The organism is Streptomyces erythrochromogenes (assembly GCF_040684695.1).
GTDB classification, from domain to species: Bacteria; Actinomycetota; Actinomycetes; order Streptomycetales; family Streptomycetaceae; genus Streptomyces; species Streptomyces erythrochromogenes_C.
This window is the reverse complement of sequence record NZ_JBFBGM010000016.1, coordinates 151,413-163,094: the sequence shown is the minus strand read 5'-3', so window position 1 is coordinate 163,094 and position 11,682 is coordinate 151,413. Positions and strand designations below refer to the sequence as shown.

The window sequence follows — 11,682 nt, the reverse complement described above, 5'->3', positions numbered from 1 at the left end:
CCGACTACGTTCCCTTCTCCGCCTGTTCGCGCACCTTTTCCGCGATCTGGGGCGGCATCGGCTCGTGCCGGGCGTACGCCCGGGCGAAGCGGCCGGTGCCGTGCGAGACGGAGCGCAGCTCGACGGCGTAGCGGCCGATCTCGATCTCGGGGATCTCGGCGCGGACCCGGGTGCGCCCGGCCCCCGCCTGGTCGGTGCCGACGACGCGGCCGCGGCGGCCCGCGAGATCGCTCATGACGGGCCCGACGTACTCGTCGGGGATCAGGACGTCGAGCTCGGCGACCGGTTCTAGCAGGTCGATCCGGGCCTCCGCCGCGGCCTCCCGCAGGGCGAGGGCGCCCGCGGTCTGGAAGGCGGCGTCGGAGGAGTCCACCGAGTGCGCCTTGCCGTCGAGCAGGGTGATGCGCACGTCGACCAGCGGGTAGCCGGCGGCGACCCCGCGGGCGGCCTGGCTGCGCACGCCCTTCTCCACCGACGGGATGAACTGGCGGGGCACGGAGCCGCCGACGACCTTGTCGACGAACTCGATGCCGCTGCCGGGCGGGAGCGGCTCCACCTCGATCTCGCAGATGGCGAACTGGCCGTGGCCGCCGGACTGTTTCACGTGCCGGCCGCGGCCGGCCGCCTTGCCGCCGAAGGTCTCCCGCAGGCTCACCCTGTGCGGGACCGGGTCGACCTGGACGCCGTAGCGGGTGCGCAGCCGCTCCAGGGCCACGTCCTGGTGGGCCTCGCCCAGGCTCCACAGGACGACCTGGTGGGTGTGCGGGTTCTGCTCCAGCCGCATCGTGGGGTCCTCGGCGACGAGCCGGGCCAGGCCCTGGGAGAGCTTGTCCTCGTCGGCCTTGCTGTGGGCCTCGATGGCGAGGGGGAGCAGGGGGTCGGGCATGGTCCAGGGCGCCATGAGGAGCGGGTCGTCCTTGGCGGAGAGGGTGTCGCCGGTCTCCGCCCGGCTGAGCTTGGCCACGCAGGCCAGGTCCCCGGCGATGCACCGGCCGAGGACGCGCTGCTGTTTGCCGAAGGGGGCGGTCAGGGACCCGATCCGCTCGTCGACGTCGTGGTCCTCGTGTCCCCGGTCGGCCAGGCCGTGCCCGCTGACGTGGACGGTCTCCTCCGGGTTCAGGGTGCCGGAGAAGACGCGTACGAGGGAGACGCGGCCGACGTAGGGGTCGGAGGAGGTCTTGACGACCTCGGCGACCAGGGGTCCGGCGGGATCGCAGGTGACGTCGGGGCGGGCGGAGCCGTCGGGGCGGGTGACGGTGACGGCGGGGCGCTCCAGCGGCGTCGGGAAGCCGCCCGTGATCAGTTCGAGGAGTTCCACGGTGCCGAGGCCCTGGCGGGCGCCGTCGGCGGCCGGGGCGGCCATCAGGACGGGGTGGAAGGTGCCGCGGGCCACGGCCCGTTCCAGGTCGTCGACGAGGGTTTTGAGGTCGATGTCCTCGCCGCCGAGGTAGCGGTCCATGAGGGTCTCGTCCTCGCTCTCGGCGATGATCCCCTCGATGAGGCGCGCGCGGGCCCCGGTGATGAGGTCCAGCTCGGCCGGGTCCGGGTCGCGCTCCACGCGCGCGCCGGAGGCGTACTCGTACACGCGCTGGGAGAGCAGGCCGAGCAGGCCGGTGACGGGGGCGTGCCCGTCCGGCCCGGCGGGGCCGTGCAGGGGGAGGTAGAGGGGGATGACCGCATCGGGGTCGTCCGCGCCGAAGATCTCGCCGCAGACGGTGGTCATCTGCGCGTAGTCGGAGCGGGCGGCCTCCAGGTGCGTCACGACGATGGCGCGGGGCATGCCGACGGCCTCGCACTCGTCCCAGACCATGCGGGTGGCGCCGTCGATCCCGTCCGAGGCCGAGACGACGAAAAGGGCCGCGTCCGCCGCGCGCAGACCGGCCCTGAGTTCCCCGACGAAATCGGCGTATCCGGGGGTGTCCAATATGTTGATCTTGATCCCGTCCCATTCGACGGGGACGAGGGAGAGCTGGATGGAGCGCTGTCGTCGGTGTTCGATCTCGTCGTAGTCGGAGACGGTGGCGCCGTCCTCGACCCGACCGGCCCGGTTGACCGCTCCGGCGGTCAGGGCGAGGGCTTCGACCAGTGTGGTCTTGCCGGATCCGCTGTGGCCGACCAGCACGACGTTCCGCAGGGACGAGGGGCGGTCGGCCGTCAGTGCCCTGCCGGCGGCTCCGGCTTGGTGTGATGTGGCTCCCATGGTGCTCGTGCCTCCCGGTGGTGACGGTGAGGAGGGTGGGTTCCTTGTCCCCGCGCATGAGGAATGCGCGGTTCTACGAGCTTTGCACTGCTGTCACACCGCGTCCATACGTCGTACCGGGGACGTACGGGCGGCGTACCGGGGCCGTACCCGTGGCGCACGGGCGGCGGTCCACGGCATGAAGAACGCCTTACGGGCGAGAACCGGTGGGTGCGCGGCGCTCCGGCGGTGGCGTGCTGGCTACGATGGGCCAGCCGGTGGCCGTGGTGGCCGTGCGGCCCAGCGACCCTCCGGGAAGGCCATGCTGAACAAGTACGCGCGTGCATTCTTCACGCGTGTTCTCACGCCATTCGCCGCATTTCTGCTCCGGCGGGGGGTGAGCCCGGACGCGGTCACCCTGATCGGCACGGCCGGAGTGGTGGCGGGCGCGCTGGTCTTCTTCCCCCGCGGGGAGTTCTTCTGGGGCACCATCACCATCACCCTCTTCGTCTTCTCCGACCTCGTCGACGGGAACATGGCGCGCCAGGCCGGCATCTCCAGCCGCTGGGGCGCCTTCCTCGACTCCACCCTCGACCGGGTGGCCGACGCGGCGATCTTCGGCGGCCTCGCCCTCTGGTACGCCGGCTCCGGCAACGACAACGCGCTGTGCGCGGTGGCGATCTTCTGCCTGGCCAGCGGCCAGGTGGTGTCCTACACCAAGGCGCGCGGCGAGTCGATCGGGCTGCCGGTGGCCGTCAACGGACTCATCGAACGCGCCGAGCGCCTGGTGATCTCGCTGGTCGCGGCCGGCCTGTCCGGACTGCAGACCTTCGGGGTGCCGTCCTGGATCGGCGTCCTCCTGCCGATCGCGCTGTGGGTGGTCGCCGTCGGCTCGCTCGTCACGCTGATCCAGCGCGTGGTCACCGTACGCCGGGAGTCCGCCGAGGCCGACGCCGCGGCGGCCGCCTCCGAAGGGGGCGCCGCCTGATGGGCACCGCACAGGACAAGCTGGTCGACGGCCTGTACGGGCTCGGCTGGGCCGGGGTCAAGAAGCTGCCCGAGCCGGCCGCCGTGGCCCTCGGCCGACGGATCGCGGACTTCGCGTGGAAGCGCCGCGGCAAGAGCGTGCTGCGCCTGGAGTCGAACCTGGCCAGGGTGGTGCCCGACGCCGGCCCGGAGCGGCTGCGCGAGCTCTCCCAGGCCGGCATGCGCTCGTACATGCGGTACTGGATGGAGTCCTTCCGGCTGCCGACCATGGACCCGAAGCGGTTTGGCACGGACGTGGAGTTCAAGGACGAGCACATCCTGCGCGAGGCCCTCGCCTCCGGGCGCGGGGTCGTCGTCGCCCTGCCGCACCTCGCCAACTGGGACCTCGCCGGGGCCTGGGCCATCGGCCACATCGGGGTGCCGTTCACCACCGTCGCCGAGCGCCTCAAGCCCGAGTCCCTCTACGACCGCTTCGTGGCCTACCGCGAGAGCCTGGGCATGGAGGTCCTGCCGCACAGCGGCGGCGCCGCCTTCGGCACCCTCGCCCGGCGGCTGCGCTCCGGCGGCCTGGTCTGCCTGGTCGCGGACCGGGACCTGTCGGCCTCCGGGGTCGAGGTCGACTTCTTCGGTGCCACCGCCCGCATGCCCGCCGGACCGGCGCTGCTGGCCCAGCAGACGGGTGCGGTGCTGCTCCCGGCCACCCTGTACTACGGCGACACGCCGAAGATGTACGGCCGGATCCACCCCGAGGTCGAGGTCCCGAAGAAGGGGACCCGGGCGGAGAAGACCACCGTCATGACCCAGGCGGTGGCGGACGCCTTCGCGTGGGGGATCGCCGAACACCCGGAGGACTGGCACATGCTGCAGCGGCTCTGGCTGGACGACCTCGAGGACCTGGGGGAGCGCGGCCAGTGAAGATCGGCATCGTGTGCCCGTACTCCTGGGACGTGCCGGGCGGCGTCCAGTTCCACATCCGGGACCTGGCCGAGCACCTGATCGGCCTCGGCCACGAGGTGTCGGTGCTGGCCCCGGCCGACGACGAGACCCCGCTCCCGCCGTACGTGGTCTCCGCGGGGCGGGCCGTGCCGGTCCCGTACAACGGGTCCGTGGCCCGGCTGAACTTCGGCTTCCTGTCGGCGGCCCGGGTCCGGCGCTGGCTGCACGACGGCACCTTCGACGTCATCCACATCCACGAGCCCGCCTCGCCGTCGCTGGGACTGCTGTCCTGCTGGGCGGCCCAGGGACCGATCGTGGCCACCTTCCACACCTCGAACCCGCGCTCCCGGGCGATGATCGCCGCGTACCCGATCCTGCAGCCCGCGCTGGAGAAGATCAGCGCGCGCATCGCGGTGAGCGAGTACGCGCGGCGCACGCTGGTGGAGCACCTCGGCGGCGACGCGGTGGTCATCCCCAACGGCGTCGACGTGGACTTCTTCGCGAAGGCCGAGCCCAAGGCGGAATGGGGCGGGCAGACGCTGGGCTTCATCGGCCGCATCGACGAGCCGCGCAAGGGCCTGCCCGTGCTGATGGCCGCCTTCCCGAAGATCGTGGAGGCCTGTCCGGACGTACGGCTGCTGGTCGCGGGCCGCGGCGACGAGGAGGAGGCGGTGGCCTCGCTGCCGGCCGCTCTCCGCTCTCGCGTCGAGTTCCTCGGGATGGTCTCGGACGAGGACAAGGCGAGGCTGCTGCGCAGCGTCGACGTGTACGTGGCCCCGAACACGGGCGGCGAGAGCTTCGGGATCATCCTCGTCGAGGCCCTGTCGGCGGGCGCGGCGGTACTGGCGTCCGACCTGGACGCCTTCGCGCAGGTCCTGGACCAGGGCGGGGCCGGCGACCTCTTCGCCAACGAGAACGCGGACGCCCTGGCGGCCGGGGCGATCGCCCTCCTGCGGGACCCCGAGCGCCGGGCGCGGCTCAGCGCCAGCGGCTCGGCGCACGTGCGCCGCTTCGACTGGTCCACGGTCGGGGCCGACATCCTGGCCGTCTACGAGACGGTCACGGACGGCGCGGCGGCCGTGGGCGCGGACGAGCGCGTCCCGCTCCGCACCCGCCTGGGCTTCTCGAAGGACACCCGGACCGGCTGACCGGCCGGCGGTGACCGGCCGGAACCGGTGCCCGGCCGGGCGCGGGCGGCCCGTCAGCCGACGCTGACCGTCCGGTCCGGCCGTCCGCCGGGTGCCACGGTCACCTCGTGCACCTCGCCGCCCGAGGTGGTCAGCCGGATCCGGTCCGGACCGGTCCAGACGGCCTCGCGGAGCTCGTTGTCGGTCGCGTCGCCGTTGAAGTACCCCACGGCCCAGCGGCGCTCGCGGGGCCAGGTGCCCTGGTGGACGTAGACGAACCACAGCGGGTCGATCATGGCCGAGCCCGTCTCGACGACCAGCCGCCGGTCCTCCCGGCCCGGCGCCGCCACGCTCGACTCCTGCTCCTGTCCGCCGCCCAGCATGGACAGCAGGGTGACGATGCACATGACCGGGGCGCCGAGGGCGAGCACCGGCACCCCGACCGTCACCCGCGTCATCGGCCTGCGGACACCCAGCAGCACCGCCCCGCACAGGGCGGCCAGCGCCACCCAGCCGAAGGCGACGGAATGCGTGCCCACCCGGTTCAGCACGACGAGGCCGCCGTCCGGACCACCCCAGCGGTACGCGGCCAGGACCGTCGCCACGAGGACGACCGCCAGTGCGATCAGTGCGAAGGCCAGTGGTCTGCGGTACGGCGCCATGTGTCTCGTCCCCCGGTGTTGTGGATGATCATGCACCCTACGTTCGCGGAGCCGCCCCGGCCAGGGCCGATGGGAGACCGGCGCCCCCGGAGCGGTAAGGTCGCGCAGCGTGATCGAAACCCTTGTCTGGATCGCCCTGGCCCTGGCTGCGATCGGCGTCTACCTCAGCTGGACCGCCGGCCGGCTGGACCGGCTGCACTCGCGGATGGACGCCGCGCGGGCCGCGCTCGACGCCCAGCTCGTCCGGCGCGCCTCCGTGGTGCTGGAGGTGGCCACCTCCGGGGCGCTCGACCCCGCCTCCTCGCTGGTGCTGTACGAGGCCGCGCACGCCGCCCGGCAGGCCGAGGAGGACCACCGCGAGGTCGCCGAGAGCGAGCTGAGCCAGGCGCTGCGGGCGGTCTTCGCCGACGCCGACCAGGTCGAGGAACTCAAGGCCGCTCCCGGCGGGGCTCAGGCCACCGAGGAGCTGGCGGCGGCCGTCCGCCGGGTGCCGATGGCCCGCCGGTTCCACAACGACGCCGTACGGGCCGCCCGCGCGTTGCGCCGCCACCGCAAGGTCCGCTGGTTCAGACTGGCCGGACACGCGCCGTTCCCGCTGGCCTTCGAAATGGACGACGAGCCCCCGGCGGATCTTGCGGACCGGCCCACTTAGCCGACACCCCCGGGACCGATCGGGCCTCCTAGGGCCACGAGGGACAAATGAAAGAGCCACTGGCTCCATATTGGCCCTTGTAGTGGACTGATCCCTTGAGGTTTCCTCGGCCGAGTAGTACCCGTCTTCCTTTCGAGTGAGGTCAATCCGTGAGCACGCTTCCCACCTCCCCCCAGTCCGCCGAGTCGGCGATCGGCACCTCGCGCGTCAAGCGCGGCATGGCCGAGCAGCTGAAGGGCGGCGTGATCATGGACGTGGTCAACGCCGAGCAGGCGAAGATCGCCGAGGACGCCGGCGCCGTGGCCGTCATGGCCCTGGAGCGGGTTCCGGCCGACATCCGCAAGGACGGCGGCGTCGCGCGCATGTCCGACCCCAACATGATCGAAGAGATCATCGAGGCCGTGTCCATCCCCGTGATGGCCAAGTCCCGCATCGGCCACTTCGTCGAGGCCCAGGTCCTGCAGTCCCTCGGCGTCGACTACATCGACGAGTCCGAGGTCCTGACCCCGGCCGACGAGGTCAACCACTCCGACAAGTGGGCGTTCACCACCCCCTTCGTCTGTGGCGCCACCAACCTGGGCGAGGCCCTGCGCCGCATCGCCGAGGGCGCGGCCATGATCCGCTCGAAGGGCGAGGCCGGCACCGGCAACGTCGTCGAGGCCGTCCGCCACCTGCGCCAGATCAAGAACGAGATCGCCAAGCTGCGCGGCTTCGACAACAACGAGCTGTACGCCGCCGCCAAGGAGCTGCGCGCCCCGTACGAGCTCGTCAAGGAGGTCGCCGAGCTCGGCAAGCTCCCCGTCGTGCTGTTCTCCGCCGGTGGCGTCGCCACCCCGGCCGACGCCGCCCTGATGCGCCAGCTCGGCGCCGAGGGCGTCTTCGTCGGCTCCGGCATCTTCAAGTCGGGTGACCCGGCCAAGCGCGCCGCCGCCATCGTGAAGGCCACCACCTTCTTCGACGACCCGAAGATCATCGCGGACGCCTCCCGCAACCTGGGCGAGGCCATGGTCGGCATCAACTGCGACACCCTCCCCGAGGCCGAGCGCTACGCCAACCGCGGCTGGTAGTCCCGACATGACGAACACCCCCGTGATCGGTGTCCTGGCCCTCCAGGGCGACGTACGGGAGCACCTGATCGCCCTGGCCGCGGCGGACGCCGTGGCCAGGCCGGTCCGGCGCCCCGAGGAACTCGCCGAGGTCGACGCCCTGGTGATCCCCGGCGGCGAGTCCACGACGATGTCGAAGCTCGCCGTGCTCTTCGGCATGCTGGAGCCGCTGCGCGAGCGCGTGGCCGCCGGCATGCCCGTGTACGGCACCTGCGCCGGCATGATCATGCTCGCGGACAAGCTCCTCGACGGCCGCGAGGACCAGGAGACCCTGGGCGGCATCGACATGATCGTGCGCCGCAACGCCTTCGGCCGCCAGAACGAGTCCTTCGAGGCGAAGATCGACTTCGCGGGCATCGAGGGCGGCCCGGTCGAGGGCGTCTTCATCCGCGCCCCGTGGGTCGAGTCCGTCGGCGGCGCCGCCGAGGTGCTCGCCACCTACGACGGCCACACGGTCGCCGTGCGCCAGGGACAGGTCCTCGCGACCTCGTTCCACCCCGAACTGACCGGCGACGACCGCGTCCACGCGTACTTCGTCGAGATGGTGCGCGCGGGTCTGTGACGAGCTCCCGGTAGGATCGAAGACGAACACTGTTGGTGACGCGAAGGAGACAGGCGGATGTCCGGCCACTCTAAATGGGCTACGACGAAGCACAAGAAGGCCGTGATCGATGCCAAGCGCGGCAAGCTCTTCGCGAAGCTGATCAAGAACATCGAGGTCGCGGCCCGTATGGGCGGCGCCGACATCGATGGCAACCCGACGCTCTTCGACGCCATCCAGAAGGCCAAGAAGAGCTCGGTCCCGAACAAGAACATCGACTCCGCGGTCAAGCGCGGCGGCGGTCTCGAAGCCGGCGGCGCCGACTACGAGACGATCATGTACGAAGGCTACGGTCCGAACGGCGTCGCGGTGCTCATCGAGTGCCTCACCGACAACCGCAACCGCGCCGCCTCCGACGTGCGTGTCGCCATGACCCGCAACGGCGGTTCGATGGCCGACCCGGGCTCGGTGTCGTACCTGTTCAACCGCAAGGGAGTCGTCCTGCTGCCCAAGGGCGAGCTCTCCGAGGACGACGTCCTGGAGACGGTCCTCGACGCGGGCGCCGAAGAGGTCAACGACCTCGGCGAGAGCTTCGAGATCATCAGCGAGGCCACCGACATGGTCGCGGTCCGCACCGCGCTCCAGGCGGCCGGTATCGACTACGACTCGGCCGACTCCAACTTCCTGCCGACCATGCAGGTCGAGCTGGACGAAGAGGGCGCGCGCAAGATCTTCAAGCTGATCGACGCGCTGGAGGACAGCGACGACGTGCAGAACGTCTTCGCCAACTTCGACGTCTCGGACGAGGTCATGGAGAAGGTCGACGCGTAGCGCTGCGGCGAGCTGAGCGGGTCCGGCGGGCCGACAGGACACACCCTGTCGGCCCGCCGTCGCATTGTCAGTGCGGGCGGATAGCCTGACGGCGTCAACCGGGTGTGCGCCGTTTTCGGACCGCAGCCATCACTTGAGCAGCCAGGACGGTGCTCAGCCACCTCCGCGGGAGCGGCGGTGGTTCAGCCGTAAGAGGGGGCGCGGTGCGCGTACTGGGCGTGGACCCGGGGCTGACCCGATGCGGAGTCGGCGTCGTCGAAGGCGTGGCCGGCCGCCCCCTCACCATGCTCGGGGTGGGGGTCGTACGGACGCCCGCCGACGCCGAGCTGGGCCACCGGCTCGTCGCCGTCGAGCAGGGCATCGAGGAATGGCTCGACACGCACCGGCCCGAAGTCGTGGCCGTGGAGCGGGTCTTCAGCCAGCACAACGTCAGCACCGTGATGGGCACCGCCCAGGCGAGCGCCGTCGCGATGCTCTGTGCCGCCCGGCGCGGCATACCGGTCGCCCTGCACACCCCCAGCGAGGTCAAGGCTGCCGTCACCGGCAGCGGCCGGGCCGACAAGGCCCAGGTCGGCGCGATGGTCACCCGGCTGCTGCGGCTGGCCGAGCCGCCCAAGCCCGCCGACGCCGCCGACGCCCTCGCCCTCGCCATCTGCCACATCTGGCGGGCCCCCGCCCAGAACCGCCTCCAGCAGGCGGTCGCCCAGCATGCCCGGTCCGCCCCGCACGCCCCGAAAGGCCGTACCCGATGATCGCCTTCGTCAACGGCGCGGTCGCCGCGCTCACCCCCACCCTCGCCGTGATCGAGGTCGGGGGAGTGGGCATGGCCGTGCACTGCACGCCGAACACCATCGCCGGCCTGCGGACGGGGGAGCAGGCCCGGCTGGCGACCTCCCTGGTCGTCCGGGAGGACTCGCTCACCTTGTACGGCTTCGCCGACGACGACGAGCGCCAGGTCTTCGAGCTCCTGCAGACCGCGAGCGGCGTCGGACCCCGGGTGGCGCAGGCGATGCTCGGCGTGCACAGCCCCGACGCCCTGCGGACGGCCTTCGCCTCCGGTGACGCGAAGGCGCTGACCGCGGTGCCGGGCATCGGCCCGAAGGGCGCGCAGAAGCTGCTGCTGGAGCTCAAGGGCAAGCTGGGCGCCCCCGCCCCGGTCGTGGGTGCCCAGCGCGCGGTCGCCTCGGCGCCCGCGCCCTGGACCGAGCAGCTCACGGCCGCCCTGATCGGCCTCGGCTACGCCTCCCGCGACGCGGAGGAGGCCGTGGTGACGGTGACCCCGCAGGCGGAGGAGGCCATCGCCGCCGGCGGCGCGGCCCCCGTGCCCCAGCTGCTGCGGGCGGCCCTGCAGTCCCTGAACCGCGCCCGCTGACCGTTCCGCCGCCGCGCGGGCCGCGCCCCGCCGCCGCCCCTGCGCCGTTCCCCGGGCTGCTCTCCGGAGCGTTTCCGGACGCTCCCCGCCCGGTGCGGTCCGCGCGCGGCCACGGCCCCCGCACCGACCACCGCACAGACGCAGAAGGCAGACTGACACCGTGAACTGGGACGACGAAACCGACACCACCGAGCCGGACCGGCTGGTAGCGGCGGCAGCCGACGGTGAGGACACCGCCGTCGAGGCGGCGCTGCGCCCCAAGGACCTCGGGGAGTTCGTCGGCCAGGAGAAGGTCCGCCAGCAGCTGGACCTGGTCCTGAAGGCGGCCAGGCAGCGCGGGGCCACCGCGGACCACGTCCTGCTGTCCGGCGCGCCCGGACTCGGCAAGACCACTCTTTCCATGATCATCGCCGCCGAGATGGGGGCGCCCATCCGGATCACCTCCGGCCCCGCCATCCAGCACGCCGGCGACCTCGCCGCGATCCTCTCCTCCCTCCAGGAGGGCGAGGTCCTCTTCCTCGACGAGATCCACCGCATGTCCCGGCCCGCCGAGGAGATGCTCTACATGGCCATGGAGGACTTCCGCGTCGACGTCATCGTCGGCAAGGGGCCCGGGGCCACCGCGATCCCGCTGGAGCTGCCGCCCTTCACCCTGGTCGGCGCCACCACCCGGGCCGGACTGCTGCCCCCGCCGCTGCGGGACCGTTTCGGCTTCACCGGCCACATGGAGTTCTACGCCCCCGAGGAACTGGAGCGCGTCGTCCACCGCTCCGCCCGCCTCCTCGACGTGGAGATCGACGCCGACGGCGCGGCCGAGATCGCCGGGCGCTCCCGGGGCACCCCGCGCATCGCGAACCGGCTGCTGCGCCGCGTGCGCGACTACGCCCAGGTCCGGGCGGACGGGGTGATCAACCGGGAGGTCGCCGCCACCGCCCTCCAGGTGTACGAGGTCGACGCCCGCGGCCTCGACCGACTGGATCGAGCCGTTCTGGAGGCACTCCTGAAGCTCTTCGGCGGCGGGCCCGTGGGCCTGTCCACCCTCGCCGTGGCGGTGGGGGAGGAGCGGGAGACCGTGGAGGAGGTGGCGGAACCCTTCCTGGTCCGCGAGGGCCTGCTCGCGCGCACGCCCAGGGGGCGGGTAGCGACCCCGGCCGCATGGGCTCACCTGGGCCTTGTCGCACCGCAGCACGGCGGAAGTGGATCAACGGGGCAACAGGGCTTGTTCGGGGCCTGACGGCGCGGAGGTTCGCCCCCTCAGGAACTGCGGTGCCATGCTGGGCGTTGTTCCA

Annotated in this window: 12 protein-coding genes; 10 read left to right on the top strand and 2 right to left on the bottom strand. The window is 72.2% G+C overall.

The features are described from left to right. Nucleotides 1–4 precede the first annotated feature (4 nt). Entirely contained in the window at nt 5–2,200 is a 2,196-nt protein-coding gene (locus tag AB0O53_RS23585; RefSeq protein ID WP_350996612.1) for an elongation factor G-like protein EF-G2, read from the bottom strand. A gap of 301 nt (nt 2,201–2,501) precedes the next feature. Between AB0O53_RS23585 and pgsA the strand changes: the two genes are divergently transcribed. From pgsA to AB0O53_RS23570, 3 genes are read left to right on the top strand one after another with little or no spacing between them, the layout of a single operon-like run. Beyond that, nucleotides 2,502–3,167: a phosphatidylinositol phosphate synthase gene (gene pgsA / locus AB0O53_RS23580; protein WP_031150249.1), complete on the top strand. Its 666-nt coding sequence runs from the start codon at nt 2,502–2,504 to the stop codon at nt 3,165–3,167. Beyond that, nucleotides 3,167–4,081, top strand: a complete 915-nt coding sequence (locus AB0O53_RS23575; RefSeq protein WP_350996616.1) for a phosphatidylinositol mannoside acyltransferase — start codon at nt 3,167–3,169, stop codon at nt 4,079–4,081. The genes pgsA and AB0O53_RS23575 overlap by 1 nt, the downstream gene beginning before the upstream one ends. After that, nucleotides 4,078–5,250, top strand: a complete 1,173-nt coding sequence (locus tag AB0O53_RS23570; protein WP_350996618.1) for a glycosyltransferase family 4 protein — start codon at nt 4,078–4,080, stop codon at nt 5,248–5,250. Before AB0O53_RS23575 ends, AB0O53_RS23570 begins: the two co-directional genes overlap by 4 nt. Nucleotides 5,251–5,303: 53 nt before the next feature. On the opposite strand, the gene AB0O53_RS23565 is transcribed toward AB0O53_RS23570, so the two are convergent. After that, the gene (locus AB0O53_RS23565; protein WP_350996621.1) at nt 5,304–5,891 is read right to left on the bottom strand and encodes a hypothetical protein; all 588 of its coding nucleotides are present in this window, start codon (nt 5,889–5,891) and stop codon (nt 5,304–5,306) included. 109 nt (nt 5,892–6,000) lie between these two features. Here AB0O53_RS23565 and AB0O53_RS23560 point away from each other — a divergent pair, with 109 nt between their 5' ends. The 7 genes from AB0O53_RS23560 to ruvB all read left to right on the top strand — a co-directional run bounded on the left by AB0O53_RS23560 (nt 6,001) and on the right by ruvB (nt 11,627). Continuing rightward, nucleotides 6,001–6,543 (top strand): LemA family protein, encoded by a 543-nt coding sequence (locus tag AB0O53_RS23560; RefSeq protein WP_350996624.1) that lies wholly within the window; start codon nt 6,001–6,003, stop codon nt 6,541–6,543. A 149-nt stretch (nt 6,544–6,692) separates the two neighbouring features. Continuing rightward, nucleotides 6,693–7,610 carry a pyridoxal 5'-phosphate synthase lyase subunit PdxS gene (gene pdxS, locus AB0O53_RS23555; protein WP_030656154.1) on the top strand — a complete coding sequence of 306 codons (918 nt, stop codon included), beginning with the start codon at nt 6,693–6,695 and terminating at the stop codon, nt 7,608–7,610. A gap of 7 nt (nt 7,611–7,617) precedes the next feature. After that, complete coding sequence (gene pdxT, locus AB0O53_RS23550; protein ID WP_350996627.1) at nt 7,618–8,211, top strand: pyridoxal 5'-phosphate synthase glutaminase subunit PdxT; 594 nt, start codon at nt 7,618–7,620, stop codon at nt 8,209–8,211. A gap of 57 nt (nt 8,212–8,268) precedes the next feature. Beyond that, entirely contained in the window at nt 8,269–9,021 is a 753-nt protein-coding gene (locus AB0O53_RS23545; RefSeq protein WP_136231582.1) for a YebC/PmpR family DNA-binding transcriptional regulator, read from the top strand. 203 nt (nt 9,022–9,224) lie between these two features. Then, complete coding sequence (ruvC, locus tag AB0O53_RS23540) at nt 9,225–9,773, top strand: crossover junction endodeoxyribonuclease RuvC (RefSeq protein WP_350996630.1); 549 nt, start codon at nt 9,225–9,227, stop codon at nt 9,771–9,773. After that, on the top strand, nt 9,770–10,393 hold the full coding sequence (ruvA, locus tag AB0O53_RS23535; RefSeq protein ID WP_350996633.1) for a Holliday junction branch migration protein RuvA: 624 nt from the start codon (nt 9,770–9,772) through the stop codon (nt 10,391–10,393). Before ruvC ends, ruvA begins: the two co-directional genes overlap by 4 nt. Before the next feature lie 160 nt (nt 10,394–10,553). Next, the gene (gene ruvB / locus AB0O53_RS23530) at nt 10,554–11,627 is read left to right on the top strand and encodes a Holliday junction branch migration DNA helicase RuvB (RefSeq protein WP_350996635.1); all 1,074 of its coding nucleotides are present in this window, start codon (nt 10,554–10,556) and stop codon (nt 11,625–11,627) included. The last annotated feature ends 55 nt before the right edge of the window (nt 11,628–11,682 follow it).